Here is an 18,792-nt window from a genome sequence, read left to right on the forward strand (position 1 = left end):
CACGGCAGTGGATGGCGCCGGCACGCGGAATCCCGCAAGGAATCCAGCGAATCCCGACTTGGCTGCGATGCTTGATACGCAAATGCCGGTCGGGTTTTTTTATGCCCGTTCGCCACGGGCCGGATTCCATGACTGATGTCGCCCTGCCGACCGCCGCGCCTGCCGCGTTCGACCTGCCGCCCGATTCGGTCGGCGTGGTCGCGCCGCAGCGCATGCACTTTGCCGAGCCGCTGAAGCTGCGCAACGGCTCGTCCATCGCCGGCTACGACCTGATGGTCGAGACCTACGGCACGCTCAACGCGGACCGCTCCAACGCGGTGCTGGTCTGCCACGCGCTGAACGCCTCGCACCATGTCGCCGGCGTCTATGCCGACGCCCCGCGCGACGTGGGCTGGTGGGACAACATGGTCGGCCCCGGCAAGCCGCTCGATACCAACCGCTTCTTCGTCATCGGCGTCAACAACCTGGGCTCGTGCTTCGGCTCGACCGGGCCGATGAGCCTGAACCCGGCCACCGGCGCCCCCTATGGCGCGGCCTTTCCGGTGGTCACGGTGGAAGACTGGGTCAATGCGCAGGCGCGCGTGGCCGACGTCTTCGGCATCACGCAGTTTGCCGCGGTGATGGGCGGCAGCCTCGGCGGCATGCAGGCGGTGGCCTGGAGCCTGATGTACCCGGAGCGCCTGCGCCATTGCATCGTGATCGCCTCCACGCCCAAGCTGTCGGCGCAGAATATCGCCTTCAACGAGGTGGCGCGCAGCGCGATCCTGTCGGATCCCGACTTCCACGGCGGCAACTACTACGCGCATGGCGTCAAGCCCAAGCGCGGCTTGCGCGTGGCGCGCATGATCGGCCATATCACCTACCTGTCGGACGAGGACATGGCCGAGAAATTCGGTCGCGAGCTCAAGAGCGAGGACATCCGCTTCTCGTTCGACGTCGAATTCCAGGTGGAAAGCTACCTGCGCTACCAGGGCGACAAGTTCGCCGAGTACTTCGACGCCAACACCTACCTGCTGATCACGCGCGCGCTCGACTACTTCGATCCCGCGCTGGCCCACGGGGGCGACCTGACCCGCGCGATGGCGCAGACCAGGGCCAGCTTCCTGGTGGCCAGCTTCGGCACGGACTGGCGTTTCGCCCCCAGCCGCAGCCGCGAGCTGGTCAAGGCGCTGCTGGACAACAAGCGCCCGGTCTCGTACGCCGAGATCGACGCACCGCACGGCCACGACGCCTTCCTGCTCGACGACCCGCGCTATCACAACCTGATGCGCGCCTACTACGACCGCATCGCGGAGGAGATCGGCGCATGAACGCCCTGGCCAATCCCAATATCCTGGCGCTGCGCCCCGACTTCCGCGCGATCGCGCGCTGGATCGAACCCAACTCCACCGTGCTCGACCTGGGGTGCGGCGATGGCAGCCTGCTGCGCGTGCTGCAGGACGAGCTCGAGGTGCAGGCCTACGGCATCGAGATCCGCGACGAAGGCGTGCTGGCGTGCGCGCAGAAGGGCGTGCATGTCATCCAGCAGAACCTGGAAGGCGGGCTGGCGCTGTTCGAGGACAAGAGCTTCGACACGGTGATCCTGTCGCAGACCCTGCAGACCATCCACAACACCGCGCAGGTGCTGCGCGACACGCTGCGGGTGGGCCGCGAGTGCATCGTCTCGTTCCCGAACTTCGGCTACTGGCCGCACCGGCTGTCGGTGTTCCGCGGGCGCATGCCGGTGTCGGAATCGCTGCCTTACCAGTGGTACAACACGCCCAACGTGCGTGTGCTGACCATCAGCGATTTCGAGGCGCTGGCGCCCAAGGTCGGCCTGCGCGTGATCGACCGCGTGGTGATGCACGAGGGGGTGACCGTCAGTTGGGGCGTCAACTGGCGCGGCAGCCTGGCGGTGTACCGGGTCTGCGCGGCCTGAGCCGGGTGAGCGGGGTGGTCACCTAGGCCGGCAGCGCGCCGGCCTGGTACTGCGCCGCGAACTCCGCCGCAGGCGGAATCGGCTTGATGATGTCGATCAGCACGCCGTTGGGATCGGCGGTAATGAAATGCCGCTGGCCGAAGGCCTCGTCGCGCAGCGGCTGCAGGACCGGCAGCCCGGCCGCGCGCAGGCGCTCATGGACCGCATCCGGATCGTCCACCTCGAAGTTCAGCAGCAACCCTTGCGCGCGCTGGCCGCGGGCCGGCGTCGGGATGGTCTCGTGGCTGCCGTCGAGCACGGCGAGGTTGACCGTGGGGTCGTCCGACAGTTGCAGGTGCACGTACCAGTCGCTGGCGAACAGGGCCGTGAAGCCGAAATGCCGTTGATAGAACGCGGCCGTCCCGGCCACGTCGGCGGTCATGATGACCGGGTAATAGCTGGTGACTTTCATGCGGGCTCCTGATGTCAAATACATACAGCCTGTATGTAAATCGATATTAAGATACCGGCTGCATGTTTGCAAGGAACCCAAAGGTGGCCCGCACCAACCGTGAACGTACCGAAGCCACACGTCAGGCGCTGACGCAAGCCGCCCGTGCCCTGTTCGTCAGCCGCGGCTACGCCGGGACCTCGACGCCCGACGTCTGCGCCGTCGCCGGCATCACGCGCGGCGCGCTGTACCACCACTTTGCCGACAAACGCGACCTGTTCCGCCACGTGCTGGCCGAGGAAGCCGCGGCCGTCGCCGCCGACATCGAAGCCGCCACGCCGGCGGGGCAAGAGCCGGCCGAGGCCTTGCTCGACGGGGCGCAAGCCTACCTGCAGGCGATGACGGTACCCGGACGCACCCGCCTGTTGCTGGTGGACGGACCGGCGGTGCTGGGATTGCGCGAGATGCTGGCCCTGGACGAGGCCAACGCGGCTCGCACCCTGCGCGAGGGGCTGGCGGCGGCGGGCGTGGATGCCGGCGGCGTGGCGCCGCTGCTTTCGGCGGCGTTTGACCGCGCCGCGCTGGAGATCGAGGCCGGTGCCAACGCCGGCAGCGTGGGCGAGGCGATGCTGTGGCTGCTGCGCCGGGTGCTGGGGCAGGCCGGGGGCTAGCTTGGACGTACCAACGAAGCTTCAACGCGGCGCATCGCCGGCGCCCGCCGCCAGGTGGTCGACAAAGGCCCGCACCTTGGGCGGGACATGCCGCGTCGGCGTGTACACCGCGTACGCCGTGCCAATGTAGGGCTCCAGGATGTCCCAGTCGCCCAGCACGGTGACGACGCGCCCCCGTTCCAGCGCATCGCCCAGCGAGAAATCCGGCACCAGCCCGATGCCGGCATCGCGCTCCACCATGCTCATGATCGCCAGGCTGTTGTTGAGCGTCAGCCGCGGCGGGATGCGGACCTCCACCTTGTCGCCGCCGGCGTGGCGGCGCAGGGTCCAGCGCTCGCCGAAATTGCCGTAGCCCAGGTACAGGCAGCGCGCGGCCGGCAGGTCGGCCGGCGTGGCCGGCGCGCCATGGCGGTCCAGGTAGCCGGGCGAGGCCACCAGCCGGTAGCGCACCTCGCGCAGCGGCCGCGCCGCCAGGCCGGGGGCCAGTTCGCGCGCGATGCGCACGGCCACGTCCATGCCTTCCTCGACCAGGTCGACCATGCGGTCGGCCAGCGTCAGCTGCAGGTCCAGCGCCGGGTACTTCGCCAGCAACGGCGGCAGCCGCGGCGCCAGCCAGGCTTGCCCGAACGACACCGGCGCGCTCACGCGCAGCACGCCGTGCGGCGCGCCGCCGTGCTCCCCGGCCAGCGCGGTGACCTCCCGCGCGGCCGCGGTCATGCGCGCGCAGGCGGCGTAGACCGACTGGCCCAGCTCGGTCAGCGCGAACGCGCGCGTGGTCCGCTGCAGCAGGCTGGCGCCGAGGCGGGCCTCGAGCCGGGAGACATGGCGGCTGACCGCCGACGGCGTCATGCCGAGATCTTGCGCGGCGGCCGAGAAGCTGCCGCACTCGACCACGCGCGCAAACACCGCCATCGCATTGAGTGGCGCATCCAGCATTCGTAATCCCCTGTCTTTGACCTGTAGTCAAATGGTAATTGAGTCCAGACCGTATTGTTGACCTTCCTGACGAGTGGAACAATGCGGCCATTGGCTAAAACCGGAGTTCCTCATGCCTTCGCAACAACCCCGGCCGGGCGGCACCTGGCGCATGGCCGCCGCCATGGTGCTGTCGGGCACCATCGGCTGGTTCGTGGTGACCAGTGGCCAGCCGCCGCTGGATGTGGTGTTCTTCCGCTGCCTGTTCGGCGGCGCCGCGCTGCTGGGCGTGCTGACCTTGCAGCGCGGCTGGATCCGCATGTCCCGCGCCCAGGCCGGCTGGCTCGTGCTGGGCGGCGTCACGCTGGTGCTCAACTGGCTGGCGCTGTTCTCAGCGTACGCGTACAGCGGCATTGCCATTGCCACGGTGATCTACCACACCCAGCCGTTCTTCCTGCTGCTGCTGACCTCGGTGCTGCAGCGCGAGCCGTTCCCGTTCGCGCGGCTGCCATGGCTGCTGCTGGCCTTTGCCGGCGTCATGCTGATCACCGGCCTGGAGCACGGTGCGGGCGGCGCGCCGATGCTGGCCGGCATCGGCCTGGGACTGCTGGCGGCACTGCTGTACGCCGTCACCACGCTGGCCACGCGGCGACTGCAGGCGATCCCGCCGGGCCAGATCGCCGGGCTGCAGATGGTGCTGGGGGTGCTGATGCTGTCACCGCTGGCGCATCCGGCGGCGGGCAGCTATGGCGGCAGCACCTGGGCCGCGCTGCTGGCGCTCGGGCTGGTGCATACCGGCGTGATGTACACGCTGCTGTATGGCGCCTTCCAACGTCTGTCGGTGGTGTCGATCGCCACGCTGTCGTTCATCTATCCGCTGGTGGCTATCGTCATCGACGTGATGGTGTTCGGCGTGGTCCTTGGGCCGCTGCAGGTGGCCGGCATCGCGCTGGTGCTGTTGGGCGTGATCGCCAACCAGCTGGGCTGGGCGCTGCCGCTGTGGCGGCGGGCGCGGGGATGAAGCCAGGCGTCGCGGGGCGCGGCCGGGCACACGGGCGTGCTTGACCGGAATGCTGACTACGGTTAGTGTAGGCAGCTAGCGAACGATCGTTCTATTCCAACGAGACCAGCCTGCTTCCGCCATGTCCACTGCGCCTCAGATCTACGCCGACGCTGCCGCCAGCCAGCTCCATCCCTTCGACGACGCGCTGGCGCTGGTGCCGGCCGGCGAGCACTGTTTCCAGGGCCGCACCACGCCGGCGTACTGGAACATGATCGGCCCGTTCGGCGGTATCACGGCCGCCACGCTGCTGCAGGCAGCGCTGAACCATCCGCAGCGCCTGGGCGAGCCGGTTGCGCTGACCGTCAACTTTGCCGGCCCGATCGCCGAGGGCCCGTTCGAGATCGAGGCGCGCCCGGTCCGCACCAACCGCTCGACCCAGCACTGGACCCTGGAGCTGCGCCAGGGCGATGCCGTCGCCACCACTGCCACCGCGATGTTCGCGCTGCGGCGCGACACCTGGGCCTGCGGCGAAGCGGTGATGCCGGACGTGCCGGCCGCTGGTGCGCTGCCGGCCATGGGCGGGTTTGCGCCGGTGCGCTGGCTCAAGGCTTACGACATGCGGCCCGTGCGCGGCGCCAAGCCAACCGCGGAGGCCGGTACCGAGCACCCGGACAGCCTGACCCAGTTCTGGCTGCGCGACGCGCCGGCGCGCACGCCAGACTTTGCCGCGGTGGCGGCGTGGGCCGACAGCTTCTACCCGCGCATCTTCCTCAAGCGCGCCGGCTTCGTGCCGGCCGGCACGGTGTCGATGACCACGTATTTCCATGCAGATGCGGTCACGCTGGCGGCGCTGGGCGACAGCCATGTGCTGGCCAGCGCGCAGGCGCAGGTGTTCCGGCAGGGCTTCTTCGACCAGCGCGCGCAGCTGTGGAGCGCCGCGGGCGAGCTGATCGCCAGCTCGCACCAGATCGTCTACTACAAGGAGTAGGCTGGCCGGCGGCTCAGGCCACTGCTTCGCGCGCCTGGGCCTCGTAGCGGTGCACGGTGTGGCGCATGGCCCAGAGCAGCATCACGCCGGGCAGCGCCACCGCCACGGTGCCGAGATAGAACGGCGCCCAGCCCCAGGCCTCGACCATATAGCCCGACGTCGGTCCCACGTAGACCCGGCCTACCGATGCCAGCGCCGACAGCAGCGCGTACTGCGTGGCCGAGAACGAGCGGTTGCACAGCGTCATCAGCAGCGCCACGAAGGCCGCCGTGCCCATGCCGCCGCACAGGTTCTCGACCGCGATGGTGGCACCCATGGTCCACAGGTGCGGCGGGGTCACCGCCAGGATCCAGTAGCCCAGGTTCGACACCGCCTGCAGCACGCCGAACAGCATCAGCGAGCGATACAGGCCCAGCCGCACCATCAGCGTGCCGCCGAACAGCGCGCCGAGGATGGTCGCGGCCAGCCCCAGGGTCTTGTTGACGATGCCGACCTCGCCCGCCGAGAAGCCGGCGCCGCGGATCAGGAAGGTGGTCGACAGGCTGCCGGCAAAGGCGTCGCCGAGCTTGTACAGCACGATCAGCAGCAGCAGCCACCAGGCCCCGGGGCGCGCGAAGAAGTCGCGCAGCGGGCCCACCACCGCCTCTTCCAGCGAGCGCGGCGCGCGCGCGGGCACGTCGGGCTCCGGCGCCCACAGCAGGGTCAGGATGCCCACACCCATCAGCGCCGCCATCAGCAGGTAGGTCTGCTGCCAGCCCAGCACGCGGTCGGCCAGCCATAGCGCGAGACCACCCGAGACCAGCATCGCCAGCCGGTAGCCCAGCACTTTGACCGCCGCGCCGGCGCCGCGCTCTGCCGGGCGCAGCACGTCGGTGCTGTAGGCGTCGAAGACGATGTCCTGCGAGGCCGACAGGAACGCCACCAGCGTGGCCAGTCCCGCCAGCATCCACAGCGCCTGCTGCGGCGGGCAGAACGCCATGCCGGCGATGCCCAGCACCAGCCCGGCCTGGGTCAGCAGCAGCCAGCCGCGCCGGCGCCCCATCAGCGGCGGCGTGTAGCGGTCCATCAAGGGCGCCCACAGGAACTTGAAGATATAGGCCTGGCCCACCAGCGAGAAAAAGCCGATGGTCTTGATGTCCAGCCCTTCGACCGTCATCCACGCCTGCAGGGTCCCGGAGGTCAGCGCCAGCGGCAGGCCGGAGGCAAAGCCCAGCATCAGCATGGCGCCGATGCGGCGGTTGCGGAAGATATCGAGATAGGTCTGGAAATTCATGGATGGGGCGGCCGTGTGCCGCCCGCGCGGCTGCGCGGGCGCCGTGTATTATTGCACCACCTGTTTGCCCACTCTCCGATTGCGCCCGAGGAATCGCCCCATGCGTCGCCGCCTGCAAGGTGTTCAGCGTCTCTATCGACCGCGGCTGGCCCGTGCGCTGGCGCTGGCCGCGGCCGTGCTGCCGCTCGGCTGGAGCCAGCCGGCGCCCGCGCAGCCGCAGCCGCAGGACGGCGGTGCCGGCGGCATCCGGCTGAACCCGGGCGGCTCGGCGGTGCGCAATATCGTGCCGGCCGAGGTGATCGAGCAGCAGGCGGTGCAGGAGTACGAGCAGCTCAAGCAGGAGGCCAGCGCCAAGCGCGCGCTGGCGCCCGACAACCACCCGCAGCTGGTGCGCCTGCGCGCCATCGGCAAGCGGCTGCTGCCCCAGACCGCGCGCTGGAACGAGCGCGCGCGGCAATGGCAGTGGGAGATCAACCTGATCGGCTCCAAGCAGGTCAATGCCTTCTGCATGCCGGGCGGCAAGATCGCGGTCTATACCGGGCTGCTCGATCAGCTCAAGCTGACCGATGACGAAGTCGCCATGGTGATGGGGCATGAGATCGCGCACGCGCTGCAGGAGCATGCGCGCGAGCGCGCCGCCAAGTCCGAGATCACCAACCTGGGCGCCAACGTGATCTCGCAGCTGTTCGGCTTCGGCAACCTCGGCAATATGGCGCTGGGCACGGGCGCGCACCTGCTGACGCTGCGCTTTTCCCGCTCGGACGAATCCGAGGCCGACCTGATCGGCATGGATGTGGCCGCGCGCGCCGGCTACGATCCGCGCGCGGCGGTGTCGCTGTGGCAGAAGATGGGCAAGGTCTCGCAGTCCGGCGCCGAATTCCTGTCGACCCATCCGTCCGGGCGCAGCCGCATCGCCGACCTGGAAAGGCACTTGCCCGAGGTGCTGCCGCTGTACGCGCGCGCGCTCCACACCACGGTCGACAAGCTGCCGCCCTACCGCCCCAATATGACGGGGCTGGGCGATGCGCCGGTGGATGCCGGCGACGAGGACCGGCAAAAGCCGCTGAAGCGCTGAACGGCGCCGCGGCCATCCGCGCCGCATTCCGGACAGCGCCTTGATGGCCTGAAGCCGGCGCCGGGGACAATGCGACAACCGCAGGGGGACCCGCATGAGCCTGAACCGCATGAGCCCGTCGGAACGGCGGGCCGCGTATATGCTGATCTTCGCCGGCTGCGAGGCCGAGCCCGAGCGCTTCACCAGCGACCTGCCGGTCAGTTCCGCGCTCGCCCGCGACGCGGTGCGCTACACGCTGCCGCTGTACGAAATGGCGCGCATGCGCGCCGCCACCTGCCCGCGCCGCGACAGCGCCGGCACCTTTGCCGGCGACGGCCCCGATTCCACGCTGCGCTGGATCAACACCGTCACGCACGTGCGCGCGCTGCTCGGCCCGCAGCACCGGCAGGTGGTCACACCGAACAACGACACGCTGTACACCAACGCCTGGCTCGACCTGTCGCGCGGCCCGCTGCTGCTCGACGTGCCGGACTGCCACGGCCGCTACTACGTGCTCGGGCTGCTCGACGCCTATACCAACCCGTTCGGCTACATCGGCACCCGCACCACCGGCACGCAAGGCGGCACCTGGCTGCTGCACGGGCCGGCCTGGCGCGGCGAGGTGCCGGCCGGCGCCACGCCGCTGCCCTGCCCCACCGATGCAGTCTGGATCATCGGCCGCATCCTGGCCGATGGCGGCGCCGACCTGGCGGGCGCGCATGCCTTGCAGGACGGCATCCGCCTGCGCCGGCCCGACGGCACCGCCGCCGCGAGCGTGATCGACGCCGGCATGCACGCCGGCGAGCGCCCGGGCGACCCGGAGCGCTACGCGGCCATCGTCCGGCGCATGCTGGCCGAGAACCCGCCGCCCGCCGCCGAAGCGGACCTGGTGCGCAGCTTCGCCACCGCCGGCATCGGCAGCGCGACGCCGCTGACGCCGGCGCAACGCACTGCGCTAGCTGCGGCACTAGCACACGTCGATGCCGAACTGGCCGCGCCCAAGGCTTCCGCGCTGGGCGGCGGCTGGTCCCTGCCGGTGGAAATCCGCACTTCGTTCGGCCCGCAATACGCGCTGCGCGCCGAGGTGGCGCGCAACTACATCGGCGCGCTGGGGATCGAGGAAGCCATGTACCTGATGGCCGATTGCGATGCCGACGGCCTGCCGCTGGACGGCACGCATCAGTACGAACTGGTGTTCCCCGCGCAAGGGCTGCCGCAGGTGGGCGCGTTCTGGTCGCTGACCATGTACCGGAAATCGGACTGCATGCTGGCGGAGAATCCGCTGCAGCGCTATTCGCTGGGTGACCGCTCGCCGGGCCTGCGCGCGGCGCCGGATGGCAGCCTGCGCATCGTGCTGGGGGCGCGCGCACCGGCGGACCCCGCCGCTACCGGCAACTGGCTGCCTGCGCCGCCCGAACCGTTCTACGTGGCGTTGCGCCTGTACGTCCCCGGCAGCGCGCACCTGGAACGCACCTTCCGCTACCCTGCCATCCGCCGCATCAAGGAAGCGTCATGAAGCGAACCTTTGTCTTTGCCCGGGCCGTGCTGACGGCCGGCGTGGCGCTGCTGTGCCTGGGCAGCCCGGCGCAGGCGCAAACCTATCCGTCGCGGCCGGTCAAGCTGGTCTCGCCCTACGGCGCCGGCGGCTCCAACGACATCTCGGCGCGCATCCTTGCCGAGGCGCTTGGCGGCAAGCTCGGCCAGCAGGTGGTGGTCGAGAACAAGCCCGGCGCCGGCACGCGCCTGGCCACGGAGCAGGTGGCGCATGCCGCGCCGGACGGCTATACGCTGCTGTGGGCGGCCGCGCCCTTCGCCATCAACACCGCCGCCGGCATCGCGCAGCGCTATGACGTACACAAGGACTTCGTCGCGGTGGGGCCGCGCGTGCTGGGGCCGATCTTCCTGATCGTCAATGCCAGCTCGCCGGCTCGCACGGTGGCGGACTTCGTGCGCATGGCAAGGGACAAGCCCGACGGCGTGACGGTGGCCTCGCCGGGCGCCGGCTCTGGCCCGCACCTGACCGCCGAGCTGTTCGGGCAGGTCGGCAAGTTCAAGCTGCTGAACGTCCACTACCGCGGCGACGCCACCGCCTACACCGAACTGCTGGCGGGCCGCGCCGACGCCACGCTGACCGCCATCACCTCGGCGCTGCCCTTTATCAAGGCCGGCAAGCTGCGCGTGCTGGCGGTGGCGTCGGAGCAGCGCACGCCGGTCTATCCCGATGCGCCCACCTTCGCCGAACAGGGCTATCCGGGCATGGTCGGCTACGGCTGGTTCGGGCTGGTCGCGCCGGCCGGCACGCCGCCCGCCGTCACCGAGCGGCTCAACCGCGAGGCGTCGGCCGTGCTGGCCGATGCGGAAATCCGCAACAAGCTGCTTGGCCTGGGCCTGGAGCCGCATCCCGAGCGCGGCAGCGCGTTCTCGGCCTTTATCGACCAGGAGATCGGCAAATGGGGCAAGCTGATCCAGGCGCGCGGCATCAAGCTGGACTAGCGTACGGGCGCACGGCGTCCGCGCCAGGCAAACCGTGACATCGCATAAACAGGAGACCACGCCATCATGAAGACCGTCGCCCGTTTTTCGCCGTGGCTGCGCGCCGTGCTGCCCTGGCTCGGCATCGCGGCGCTCGCCGCCGCGCCGGTTGCCGCGCCGGCGCAGGGCGCCTACCCGGCCAAGCCCATCCGCCTGATCGTCGCCTATCCGCCCGGCGGCCTTACCGACACGCTGGCGCGCGCCGTCGGCGACGGCCTGTCGCGCCAGCTCGGCAAGACCGTGGTGGTCGAGAACAAGGGCGGCGCCGGCGGCATCATCGGCACCGACTATGTCGCCAAGGCGGCGCCGGACGGCTACACCCTGCTGGTGACCATTCCGGGCCCGATCACTTCCAACCTGGCCCTGTACAAGAAGCTGCCCTATGATCCCCGCACCGACCTGCGCCCGGTCTCCGACATCGCCACCGCGCGCACGGTGCTGGCGGTCAACAGCAGCGTGCCGGCCAGGACCGTCGCCGAACTGCTGGCCTATGCCAAGGCCTCGCCCGGCAAACTGCGCATGGGCTCATGGGGCGCGGGCACGCAGCCGCATACCATCCAGACCTATTTCGCCAGGCAATACCAGGTCGACATGCTGCACGTACCCTACCGCGGCGAAGGGCCGATGGTGACCGACCTGCTGGCCGGCCAGGTCAACGTGACGGTGGGCTCGGTGACCGCGCTCAAGCAGCATTTCGCCACCGGCAAGCTGCGTCCGCTGGCGGTCACCGGCACGCGGCGCGCACAGGCGCTGCCGGACGTGCCCACCTTCACCGAAGCCGGTTACGCCGAAGAGCCGTTCCGCCTGACCGGCCCGATCACGCTGATGGCGCCCGCCAAGACGCCGCAGGACATCATCGACCGCCTCGGCCGCGAGACCGCCAGCCTGATTGCCAGCGCCGACATGCAGCGGCGCATCATCGACATGGGCGCGGAGCCGCTCGGCACCACCCCAGCGCAGGCCGAGGCGGCCTACAAGGCCTACCTGCCGGTCGTGCTGAAGCTGACGGCGGATACGGGGGTGACGCTCGACTGAGGGAGTGGCGGACCTGGCTAAACCACGGTAGCGTACTCCAGCGTCTTCGGCGTCCTGACGATGACTTCGGGCTGTTCGCCGACCACCACAGTGTCGTCGAGTCGGAAGCCGCCCAGGCCGTAGACATAGAGGCCGGGCTCCGCCGAATACACCTCGCCCGCCAGCAGCGGGCGGCTGTTGAAGGCCATGTCTTCCGGGTATTCGTGCAGCATCAGCCCGACCGCATGGCCGGTGCGGTGGAAGACGTAGTCGCCGCAGCCGGCCTGCTCGATCACGGCCTGCGCGGCCGCGTCCATGTCGCACACCCGCCGGCCTACCACCGCCGCGGCGACCGCGGCGTCGGTGGCCCTGGCGGCGACCTGGTAGAGCCGCGCCTGTTCGTCGCCGGGCTGCCCGCAAAACCAGGTGCGCTCGTTCTCGACATAGAGTCCGTTCAGGCGCGGCAGCACCAGGTTGACGATGGTATCGCCGGCGCTGATGCGCGCACCGCACGCGGCGCCGTCGCCGTGCGGCGATGCGGAAGCGGGCCCGCTCAGTGTCCAGCACTTCAGGATATCGAAATCCTCGCCCGGGAAGCGCTGCGCCGCCTCTTCGGACATCAGCGCCGCCATGGCATGGTCGAGCTCCTGGACCAGCCGGCCGGGGCGGATGTTCTCGCGGTAGCGGTCCTGCACCCAGTCGGTCAGCGCACCCAGCTCGCGCATGACCTGCAGTTCTTCCGCGTGCTTGACCCAGCGCAGGCTGCGCATCTCGGCCATGGCAGGCCGCAGCGTCAGTTCGGGCAGGTAGCGCTGCGCCCCCGCCAGGATCGGATGCTGGACATCGACCGCAATGCGGGACATGCCCAGCCCTTTCGCACCCAGCAAGGCGGCCACCACCTCCGGCAGTTGCGACGGCAACGGCAGCCGGTTGGACACGCGGGGATGCTCGGCGTAATAGCTTACGTCCGTGAGCCACACCGTGCCCCGCTCCGTGGCGAAGCGCATGTGGTTGGTCGACAGTTCATTCATGACCGCGAAGGTGTCGCCGTTGCGCGGCACCACCACGAATACCGGCCGCTCCCACGGCCACACGTCGAGCTGGAAGTTGGTGGCGTACTGGAAGAAGTCGGGGGTGCCGAACACCAGCGCGTCGACGCGCAGCCGGTCCATCAGCCTGTGCATGGCCGCGCGGCGATAGTCGTGTACGGCTTTGGTGAGATGTGCCATGGCTGCGGTCCTCAGAGTGCAATGCCGAGCTTCTTGATGATCGGGCCCCAGATGTCGGCATCGCGCTTCATGTAGCGCCCGACCTCGGACGGCGGGCCCTTGATCGCATCCAGGAACTGGAAGCCGAGCTTTTCCCTGAACTGTGGATCCTCCAGGATTTGGTTGATGTCGGCATTGACCTTGCTGATCACGCCCGCGGGCGTGCCCGAGCGCGCTACGATGGCGTACCAGCCCGGTACCTGCACGTCGTAGCCGAGTTCCCGGAAGGTCGGCACCGACGGCAACGCCTGCAGCCGCTTGTCACCCGTGACTGCCAGCGGAACCAGCTTCTTGCCGGCAATGAAGGGCTGCACTCCGGCGACGACGTTCATCATCACCGGCGTCTGCCCGTTCATCAGGCTGGTCGAGCCGCCGGTGCCATTGAACGGCACATGCTGCAGCCTGATCCCGGTGCGCTGTGCAACCAACTCCATCGCCAGGTGCGTGGAGTTGCCGATGCCGCCCGACGCAAAACTGATTTCGTCCGGCCGGGCCCTGGCCATCTGCACGAAGTCCTTGAACGAGTCGACCTTGAGCGATGGCGCCGCAACAAAAACGAACGGCGAGTTGGCGAGCATCGCCACGCCGGTCAGGTCGCGGCCGGGATCGTAGGGCAGCTTCGGATACAGGAACGGGTTGAAGCTCAGGTTCGACACGCCGGCGAAGAACAGCGTGTAGCCGTCGGCGGGCTGGCCGAGCACATAGGTGATCGCCAGCGTTCCGTTGGCACCGGGCCGGTTCTCGACCACCACCGGCTGCTGCCAGGCACGGCTGAGCTTCTCCGCCAGTGCGCGTGCCAGCACGTCGTTGCCGGTACCGCCGGCTTGCGGCACGACCAGCCGTACCGGTTTCGAAGGAAAGGCCTGCGCCTGCCCGATGCCGGGCAGCGCTATCGCCACCGCCGTTGCGGCCAGCCTGGCCAGTAGTTGTCGCCGATCCATATTGCCCCTGTTGATTTGCCACGATGCACCGCGCTTTCCGCAGCGCGTGGAGCGCAATGTACCATGTGGTACACGCAAGGACAAAATCGGGGTTTACGCCGATGCGTGCAGAATGTCGGCGTTAATGTCGGCGATGAGCGCCGCTACTTTCCGGCGTGGGGAGGCGCCGCCATCATGGCGGCGAAATACTTCAGCGCGGCCGTCGTGCCCTTGCGGTCGCCAGTGGTGACCAGGTCCAGCAAAAGCCCGCGCACCGTGGCGAGCTCGACCCGTGCGCGCAGCTTGGCCTCGGCGGCGCCAAGGCCCTGGTCGCGCTGCAGGCGTGCCGCCAGCGTGGTGGTCCAGCTGCCGACGACATCTTCGAGAAAGCCGCTGAAACGCTCACGGTCGCGGATTGCGCGGCCGTAGATCTCGAACATCAGCTGCATGATCGGCAGGTAGCCCGGCGCGGAATAACGCTCCCATGCCGCCAGCATCGCGGCCCGCGGCTCCATGCCGGCGAGTTCCATGCGTTCCCGCGCCGATTGCTCGGCATGGCGGATGCGATGCAACAGTGCCTGCCAGAAGCCATCGCCGGAGCCGAAGTAGTAGATCAGCATGCGGTGGCTCGTGCCCAGCGCCTCGGCGACGCTGCGCAGCGAAAGATCGCCCAGGCCGTGGGCAAGGACATGTTCGGTGGCGGCATCCAGCAGCTGGATGGCCTGCTCGCTGGCAGAGCGGTCGATGGCGGGAGGGCTGGATTTCGGCATGGAGTCATGGCAGGGACGCCAGCCCGGAATTCTACGCTACCAGCCATGGCCCGAGTGACCGGTGCGCGACCCGGCGAAGCGGCCGTGATACAGTCCACAGCGTGCGTCAGACGCACGCACCAGTCCCCTCGCAAGCATGAAAACGCTGCTGATCGTCTACCACACCATGACCGGCGGCACGCGCCAGATGGCCGCGGCCGCTGCCGATGCAGCACGCCGGCAGCCCGGCGTCACGGTCGTGCTCAAGACCGCCGCCGAGGCCGGGCCCGACGATGTGCTGGCCGCGGACGGCTACCTGTTCGCCACCCCGGAGAATCTGGCCGCGATCGCGGGCATGATGAAGGACTTCTTCGACCGCTGCTATTACCCCGCGCTGGACCGCATCAACGGCCGGCCCTACGCCGCCATGATCTGCGCCGGCAGTGACGGCCAGAACGCGCTGCGCCAGCTCGAGCGCATCGCCACCGGCTGGCGCCTGAACCGCGTCGCGCCCGGGCTGATCGTCTGCACGCATGCGCAGACGCCGGAGCGCATCCTCGCTCCCAAGCAGATCGAAGCCGCCGATCTGGCGCGGTGCGCCGAGCTCGGCGAGGGCCTGGCCGCGGGGCTGGGCCTGGGGGTGTTCTAAGGCTCTCAAGGCCATCGGGCAACCGGGGCGCGGAGCGGGAACGGGACTTGCACGTCCCACGCATTCCCTTTGCGGCCCCTTGCCATGGACGACCCCGAAATTACCGCTTCAGAAGCCCGGCGCGATCCGCTTGCCGGCACGGCGCGCGGCGTGATGCGCGTGGTCGATGCGCTCACGCAGACCGCGCTGGTGGTGGCCACCGCCACCCTGGCCTGGGCGCTGTGGCGCCGTTCCGATGCCTATGCGTGGTTCGGCGGGCTCGGCCCCGGCACCGCGGTGACGCTGGCGGTGGTGGTCACGCTGGTGGCGCTGCTGGGGGTCTGGATGGGCGTGCGCACCTGGCGGCGCGTAGGGTGATGCGTCGCTAATCCTTACAACGCCACAGTAAAAACTCGCCACAAACCCCAGAGGAGATACGGTGCCTGACACTTCGCTTCGCCGCACCGGCCTGCTTGCCGTCGTCACCGGTGCGTCGTCCGGCATCGGCTACGAGCTGGCGCGCTGCTGCGTGCAGCGTGGCTATGACCTGGTGATTGCCGCGGACGAGCCGCAGATCGAGATCGCCGCCAGGCAACTGCGCGACGAAGGCGCCGAGGTGACGGCGCTGCTGGCTGACCTGTCCACGCCCGACGGCGTCGAACAGGTCTGCGCGGCACTGGGCAGCCGCCGCGTCGACGTGCTCTGCGCCAATGCCGGCCGCGGCCTGGGCCACGCCTTCCTGGACCAGGACTTCGCGGCAATCCAGCGCGTGGTGGAGACCAACGTGACCGGCACCCTGCACCTGCTGCACCGGGTCGGGCAGATCATGCGCGCGCAGCACGAAGGGCGCATCCTGATCACGGGATCGATCGCCGGCTTCGTCCCGGGCACCTGCCAGGCCGTGTACAACGCGACCAAGGCCTTCCTGGACTCCTTCTCCTACGCGCTGCGGCATGAGCTGCAGCACACCGGCGTGTCCGTCACCTGCCTGATGCCGGGCGCCACCGAAACCGATTTCTTCGAACGCGCGGATTTGCTCGATACCCGGCTCGGGCAGCAGAACAAGGCCGATCCCGCCGAGGTGGCGCGGATCGGCTTCGATGCCATGATGCGCGGCGAGGGCGAGGTGGTGCCGGGCTGGCAGAACAAGCTTCGCGCCGCCATTGCCATGGTGACGCCCGCCGACGTGCTGGCCGAGCAGCATCGCCGCATGGCCGAGCCGCAGGACGCGTTGGGGAGCGCCCCGGCAGCGCCGGCGGACAAGCCGCCGGCGCCGTAATTCCGCATCAACCCATGCGCGTGGTGCCGCCAGTGCTGTCGCGTCCCTGGCCGGGACCGCCGCTGCCGGTTTCCATGCCGCCGCCATAGCTGCTGGCGCTGGAGCGGGTGGCGCTGCCTGAACTGCTGACGCCGCTGACGCGTCCCTGGCCGGACCCGCCAGACTGCGCTCCAGTCTGCGCTCCTTCGGTGATCCCCGATACGCCGAACGCGCCCGGCGCGCCCAGGCGCACCGCGTTATGGATCTCCTGCACGCCGAAGACATCGTCGACGATGTCCTCGATGCAGTACTTCTGGCGCCGGTCGCGCACGTTGCCGGTCAGCCGCACCACACCGCCCTGCACTTCGACTTCCACCTCGCGCACATCGACATGGCGCGCGTGCGCGAGCCGTTCGCAGATGTCCTCGCGGATGCGCTCGTCGCTGCGCTGGTAGCCCTTGGGGCCGACCCGGTCGCGCCCGCGGGGCATGTCGCGCGACGCAGTGCCGCGGCGGTCGCCGCCGCTGTCGCCCCACTCGTCGCGCACCTCGCTGCCGCGGCGCCAGGCTTCGTCCTCTTCCCACGGCGGGCGCCGGGGAGAGGTTTCCCAGACGCGCTGCGCCGGGCTGGAGCCGCCGCCGTAGTAGCCAGACTCGCGCACGTCGCTGTCGTGCCGCTGGCGGCCTTCATAGCGGCCTTCGCCGTAGTCGCGCGCGGGGCCGCCGCGCTGGCCATAGCGTCCCTCGCCATAGCCGCGCGGATCGTCGCTCCGGTTGCGGCGGGATTCATCGGCGTCGCGGTCCTCGCGCCACCAGGAGCCGCCGCCTTCATTTCGGAATGGATGCATCGCTGTCTCCAAGGGTTGAGCCTCCGGCGCGGCCCGGCGGGCCGCGCAGCCAGTCACCGGGGCGCAAGTTCCATACCGTTGGCCGGCATGGAGGGCTGCACGCATCCCGCGCGCCCCGCTCCAAAGCAAGAGCGGGCGCCACCGGTAAAGGGCGCCCGCCGTTGTCACGCAACCGGATTGCCGCGGGGTTGCCTAGTCACGCGGCCAGGGGAGTGAGGCCGTGCGGGGCATCGTCCTCGTCTTCATGCACGATCAGCACGACACCGCGCCGCTTGGCGGCGGCCATGCCGATGTTGACGGCGACGTCGCGGTCGTCGCATTGGACCAGGCCCTTGCGCGCGCTTTCGACCGTCAGTTCCCAGCCCTGAGCGGTCTGCCTGATCAGGAAGTTTGCAGGCATGGGTTGCTCCCTGTCGTTGGTGTTCTTGCAGCGTAGCCCATGGGCAGAACCGTTAAATCGGCGTCTGTCCGATAGCGTGTGGGCGCTTCTCCTACAGCCATCCTGGATGGCGTGCCGGACACCGACCAATTGCGCCAACAAAAAGACCCGGACAAATTTGATGCCGTCGATCGTGGAATTGCGATTGTTGACAAGAATCACGGATATAAGACGGCGGCGAACAAAGAATCGTCTTCCATCACGTAAAGCCGGACCCGGAACGCATGCGGACAGCGCCGCGCTGTGACACCGCCGGGCAGGAGGAGACCATGGACACACACCTTGTCGCCGCCGTCGGCGGCCCCGCTGCGGCAGCTTCCCACCCTGTACCTACCCCCGCCCGCAAGAGCGTGCTGCACGACATGGAACAAACCCGGCTCGCGATCGAGATGATCGGCCTGGGCGCGCGCCTGCAAGTACTGGAAGCGGAAGTGTCGCTGCCGCGCGAGCGGCTGACCCGCCTGTACAAGGAGCTTTGCGGGACGTCGCCGCCCAAGGGCATGCTGCCGTTCTCGACCGACTGGTTCCTGGGCTGGCGCCCCAACGCCCATGCCTCGATGCTGCTCGGCGCCTACCGCTTCATGATCCGCGCCGGCCACCTGGACGGCATCCGTGCCATCCTGGCCGGCTTCCGCATGTATCGCGAGCACCTGAGCGCCACCGGCGAGGCCGCCCAGCTCAGCTTTACCCGCGCCTGGATGCTGGTCCGCTTCTATGAGCGCGGCATGCTGCAGCTGGCGCGCTGCCAGTGTTGCCGCGGCGAGTTCGTGGTGTGCGCCCAAGATGCGCGCCAGCGCTACACCTGCGGCCTGTGCCTGCCGCCGGCACGCGCGGGCAAGTGCCGCAAAGCCGGACCCGCCGGCGCATGAACGCCGGTGCCGCACC

Annotated in this window: 22 protein-coding genes; 14 read left to right on the top strand and 8 right to left on the bottom strand. The window is 69.3% G+C overall.

The window, feature by feature from the left end:
- Positions 1 to 128 precede the first annotated feature (128 nt).
- Both metX and metW read left to right on the top strand, forming a co-directional pair.
- On the top strand, positions 129 to 1,310 hold the full coding sequence (gene metX, locus MKD50_RS27875; protein ID WP_115705488.1) for a homoserine O-succinyltransferase MetX: 1,182 nt from the start codon (positions 129 to 131) through the stop codon (positions 1,308 to 1,310).
- A complete protein-coding gene (gene metW / locus MKD50_RS27880; protein WP_062796341.1) occupies positions 1,307 to 1,918 on the top strand; it encodes a methionine biosynthesis protein MetW in 612 nt (203 codons plus the stop codon). Before metX ends, metW begins: the two co-directional genes overlap by 4 nt.
- A gap of 22 nt (positions 1,919 to 1,940) precedes the next feature.
- On the opposite strand, the gene MKD50_RS27885 is transcribed toward metW, so the two are convergent.
- Complete coding sequence (locus tag MKD50_RS27885; RefSeq protein ID WP_252669600.1) at positions 1,941 to 2,369, bottom strand: VOC family protein; 429 nt, start codon at positions 2,367 to 2,369, stop codon at positions 1,941 to 1,943.
- Between the two features lie 83 nt (positions 2,370 to 2,452).
- On the opposite strand from MKD50_RS27885, the gene MKD50_RS27890 reads away from it, so the two are divergent.
- A complete protein-coding gene (locus MKD50_RS27890; RefSeq protein WP_501993639.1) occupies positions 2,453 to 3,019 on the top strand; it encodes a TetR/AcrR family transcriptional regulator in 567 nt (188 codons plus the stop codon).
- Positions 3,020 to 3,040: 21 nt separating this feature from the next.
- On the opposite strand, the gene MKD50_RS27895 is transcribed toward MKD50_RS27890, so the two are convergent.
- Positions 3,041 to 3,955, bottom strand: a complete 915-nt coding sequence (locus MKD50_RS27895; RefSeq protein WP_252669604.1) for a LysR family transcriptional regulator — start codon at positions 3,953 to 3,955, stop codon at positions 3,041 to 3,043.
- Positions 3,956 to 4,067: 112 nt separating this feature from the next.
- Between MKD50_RS27895 and MKD50_RS27900 the strand changes: the two genes are divergently transcribed.
- Both MKD50_RS27900 and MKD50_RS27905 read left to right on the top strand, forming a co-directional pair.
- A complete protein-coding gene (locus MKD50_RS27900; RefSeq protein WP_252669606.1) occupies positions 4,068 to 4,955 on the top strand; it encodes a DMT family transporter in 888 nt (295 codons plus the stop codon).
- A 121-nt stretch (positions 4,956 to 5,076) separates the two neighbouring features.
- Positions 5,077 to 5,925: an acyl-CoA thioesterase gene (locus MKD50_RS27905; protein ID WP_252669608.1), complete on the top strand. Its 849-nt coding sequence runs from the start codon at positions 5,077 to 5,079 to the stop codon at positions 5,923 to 5,925.
- 13 nt (positions 5,926 to 5,938) lie between these two features.
- Here the strand turns inward: MKD50_RS27905 and MKD50_RS27910 are convergent, their stop codons facing one another.
- Positions 5,939 to 7,198 (bottom strand): muropeptide transporter, encoded by a 1,260-nt coding sequence (locus MKD50_RS27910; protein ID WP_252669610.1) that lies wholly within the window; start codon positions 7,196 to 7,198, stop codon positions 5,939 to 5,941.
- 100 nt (positions 7,199 to 7,298) lie between these two features.
- On the opposite strand from MKD50_RS27910, the gene MKD50_RS27915 reads away from it, so the two are divergent.
- The 4 genes from MKD50_RS27915 (at position 7,299) to MKD50_RS27930 (ending at position 11,819) form a co-directional block, all read left to right on the top strand.
- Positions 7,299 to 8,273 (top strand): M48 family metallopeptidase, encoded by a 975-nt coding sequence (locus MKD50_RS27915; RefSeq protein WP_252669612.1) that lies wholly within the window; start codon positions 7,299 to 7,301, stop codon positions 8,271 to 8,273.
- Positions 8,274 to 8,367: 94 nt separating this feature from the next.
- On the top strand, positions 8,368 to 9,768 hold the full coding sequence (locus MKD50_RS27920) for a DUF1254 domain-containing protein (RefSeq protein ID WP_252669614.1): 1,401 nt from the start codon (positions 8,368 to 8,370) through the stop codon (positions 9,766 to 9,768).
- Positions 9,765 to 10,745: a Bug family tripartite tricarboxylate transporter substrate binding protein gene (locus MKD50_RS27925; RefSeq protein ID WP_115700055.1), complete on the top strand. Its 981-nt coding sequence runs from the start codon at positions 9,765 to 9,767 to the stop codon at positions 10,743 to 10,745. The genes MKD50_RS27920 and MKD50_RS27925 overlap by 4 nt, the downstream gene beginning before the upstream one ends.
- Positions 10,746 to 10,811: 66 nt before the next feature.
- Complete coding sequence (locus tag MKD50_RS27930; RefSeq protein ID WP_252669616.1) at positions 10,812 to 11,819, top strand: Bug family tripartite tricarboxylate transporter substrate binding protein; 1,008 nt, start codon at positions 10,812 to 10,814, stop codon at positions 11,817 to 11,819.
- A gap of 17 nt (positions 11,820 to 11,836) precedes the next feature.
- Here MKD50_RS27930 and MKD50_RS27935 read toward each other — a convergent pair whose 3' ends face one another.
- The 3 genes from MKD50_RS27935 to MKD50_RS27945 all read right to left on the bottom strand — a co-directional run bounded on the left by MKD50_RS27935 (position 11,837) and on the right by MKD50_RS27945 (position 14,756).
- Positions 11,837 to 13,027 (bottom strand): M24 family metallopeptidase, encoded by a 1,191-nt coding sequence (locus tag MKD50_RS27935; RefSeq protein ID WP_240071897.1) that lies wholly within the window; start codon positions 13,025 to 13,027, stop codon positions 11,837 to 11,839.
- 11 nt (positions 13,028 to 13,038) lie between these two features.
- Positions 13,039 to 14,007 (bottom strand): Bug family tripartite tricarboxylate transporter substrate binding protein, encoded by a 969-nt coding sequence (locus tag MKD50_RS27940; protein ID WP_252669618.1) that lies wholly within the window; start codon positions 14,005 to 14,007, stop codon positions 13,039 to 13,041.
- Between the two features lie 143 nt (positions 14,008 to 14,150).
- Entirely contained in the window at positions 14,151 to 14,756 is a 606-nt protein-coding gene (locus MKD50_RS27945; RefSeq protein WP_252669620.1) for a TetR/AcrR family transcriptional regulator, read from the bottom strand.
- Positions 14,757 to 14,892: 136 nt separating this feature from the next.
- Here MKD50_RS27945 and MKD50_RS27950 point away from each other — a divergent pair, with 136 nt between their 5' ends.
- The 3 genes from MKD50_RS27950 (at position 14,893) to MKD50_RS27960 (ending at position 16,642) form a co-directional block, all read left to right on the top strand.
- The gene (locus tag MKD50_RS27950; RefSeq protein ID WP_115683345.1) at positions 14,893 to 15,384 is read left to right on the top strand and encodes a flavodoxin family protein; all 492 of its coding nucleotides are present in this window, start codon (positions 14,893 to 14,895) and stop codon (positions 15,382 to 15,384) included.
- A gap of 84 nt (positions 15,385 to 15,468) precedes the next feature.
- Complete coding sequence (locus MKD50_RS27955) at positions 15,469 to 15,741, top strand: hypothetical protein (RefSeq protein WP_115700053.1); 273 nt, start codon at positions 15,469 to 15,471, stop codon at positions 15,739 to 15,741.
- 61 nt (positions 15,742 to 15,802) lie between these two features.
- Positions 15,803 to 16,642 (top strand): SDR family NAD(P)-dependent oxidoreductase, encoded by an 840-nt coding sequence (locus MKD50_RS27960; RefSeq protein ID WP_252669622.1) that lies wholly within the window; start codon positions 15,803 to 15,805, stop codon positions 16,640 to 16,642.
- Positions 16,643 to 16,649: 7 nt separating this feature from the next.
- Here the strand turns inward: MKD50_RS27960 and MKD50_RS27965 are convergent, their stop codons facing one another.
- Positions 16,650 to 17,468, bottom strand: a complete 819-nt coding sequence (locus MKD50_RS27965; RefSeq protein WP_252669625.1) for a BON domain-containing protein — start codon at positions 17,466 to 17,468, stop codon at positions 16,650 to 16,652.
- Positions 17,469 to 17,664: 196 nt separating this feature from the next.
- Complete coding sequence (locus MKD50_RS27970) at positions 17,665 to 17,868, bottom strand: hypothetical protein (RefSeq protein WP_115700050.1); 204 nt, start codon at positions 17,866 to 17,868, stop codon at positions 17,665 to 17,667.
- A gap of 78 nt (positions 17,869 to 17,946) precedes the next feature.
- On the opposite strand from MKD50_RS27970, the gene MKD50_RS27975 reads away from it, so the two are divergent.
- Together MKD50_RS27975 and flhC are read left to right on the top strand one after the other, a co-directional pair.
- Positions 17,947 to 18,114 (top strand): hypothetical protein, encoded by a 168-nt coding sequence (locus MKD50_RS27975; RefSeq protein ID WP_252669626.1) that lies wholly within the window; start codon positions 17,947 to 17,949, stop codon positions 18,112 to 18,114.
- A gap of 62 nt (positions 18,115 to 18,176) precedes the next feature.
- Positions 18,177 to 18,776, top strand: coding sequence for a flagellar transcriptional regulator FlhC (gene flhC / locus MKD50_RS27980; protein ID WP_252669628.1), 600 nt, complete (start codon positions 18,177 to 18,179; stop codon positions 18,774 to 18,776).
- Positions 18,777 to 18,792 lie beyond the last annotated feature (16 nt).

This window comes from Cupriavidus mimosae (genome assembly GCF_023952485.1).
Classification (GTDB): domain Bacteria; phylum Pseudomonadota; class Gammaproteobacteria; order Burkholderiales; family Burkholderiaceae; genus Cupriavidus; species Cupriavidus taiwanensis_C.

Bases quoted from the DNA above. Each gene is read 5' to 3' on its own strand.
- metX (WP_115705488.1), top strand. From the start codon at position 129: ATGACTGATGTCGCCCTGCCGACCGCCGCGCCTGCCGCGTTCGACCTG.
- metW (WP_062796341.1), top strand. From the start codon at position 1,307: ATGAACGCCCTGGCCAATCCCAATATCCTGGCGCTGCGCCCCGACTTC.
- MKD50_RS27885 (WP_252669600.1), bottom strand. From the start codon at position 2,369: ATGAAAGTCACCAGCTATTACCCGGTCATCATGACCGCCGACGTGGCC.
- MKD50_RS27895 (WP_252669604.1), bottom strand. From the start codon at position 3,955: ATGCTGGATGCGCCACTCAATGCGATGGCGGTGTTTGCGCGCGTGGTC.
- MKD50_RS27900 (WP_252669606.1), top strand. From the start codon at position 4,068: ATGCCTTCGCAACAACCCCGGCCGGGCGGCACCTGGCGCATGGCCGCC.
- MKD50_RS27905 (WP_252669608.1), top strand. From the start codon at position 5,077: ATGTCCACTGCGCCTCAGATCTACGCCGACGCTGCCGCCAGCCAGCTC.
- MKD50_RS27910 (WP_252669610.1), bottom strand. From the start codon at position 7,198: ATGAATTTCCAGACCTATCTCGATATCTTCCGCAACCGCCGCATCGGC.
- MKD50_RS27915 (WP_252669612.1), top strand. From the start codon at position 7,299: ATGCGTCGCCGCCTGCAAGGTGTTCAGCGTCTCTATCGACCGCGGCTG.
- MKD50_RS27920 (WP_252669614.1), top strand. From the start codon at position 8,368: ATGAGCCTGAACCGCATGAGCCCGTCGGAACGGCGGGCCGCGTATATG.
- MKD50_RS27925 (WP_115700055.1), top strand. From the start codon at position 9,765: ATGAAGCGAACCTTTGTCTTTGCCCGGGCCGTGCTGACGGCCGGCGTG.
- MKD50_RS27930 (WP_252669616.1), top strand. From the start codon at position 10,812: ATGAAGACCGTCGCCCGTTTTTCGCCGTGGCTGCGCGCCGTGCTGCCC.
- MKD50_RS27935 (WP_240071897.1), bottom strand. From the start codon at position 13,027: ATGGCACATCTCACCAAAGCCGTACACGACTATCGCCGCGCGGCCATG.
- MKD50_RS27940 (WP_252669618.1), bottom strand. From the start codon at position 14,007: ATGGATCGGCGACAACTACTGGCCAGGCTGGCCGCAACGGCGGTGGCG.
- MKD50_RS27945 (WP_252669620.1), bottom strand. From the start codon at position 14,756: ATGCCGAAATCCAGCCCTCCCGCCATCGACCGCTCTGCCAGCGAGCAG.
- MKD50_RS27950 (WP_115683345.1), top strand. From the start codon at position 14,893: ATGAAAACGCTGCTGATCGTCTACCACACCATGACCGGCGGCACGCGC.
- MKD50_RS27955 (WP_115700053.1), top strand. From the start codon at position 15,469: ATGGACGACCCCGAAATTACCGCTTCAGAAGCCCGGCGCGATCCGCTT.
- MKD50_RS27965 (WP_252669625.1), bottom strand. From the start codon at position 17,468: ATGCATCCATTCCGAAATGAAGGCGGCGGCTCCTGGTGGCGCGAGGAC.
- MKD50_RS27970 (WP_115700050.1), bottom strand. From the start codon at position 17,868: ATGCCTGCAAACTTCCTGATCAGGCAGACCGCTCAGGGCTGGGAACTG.
- flhC (WP_252669628.1), top strand. From the start codon at position 18,177: ATGGACACACACCTTGTCGCCGCCGTCGGCGGCCCCGCTGCGGCAGCT.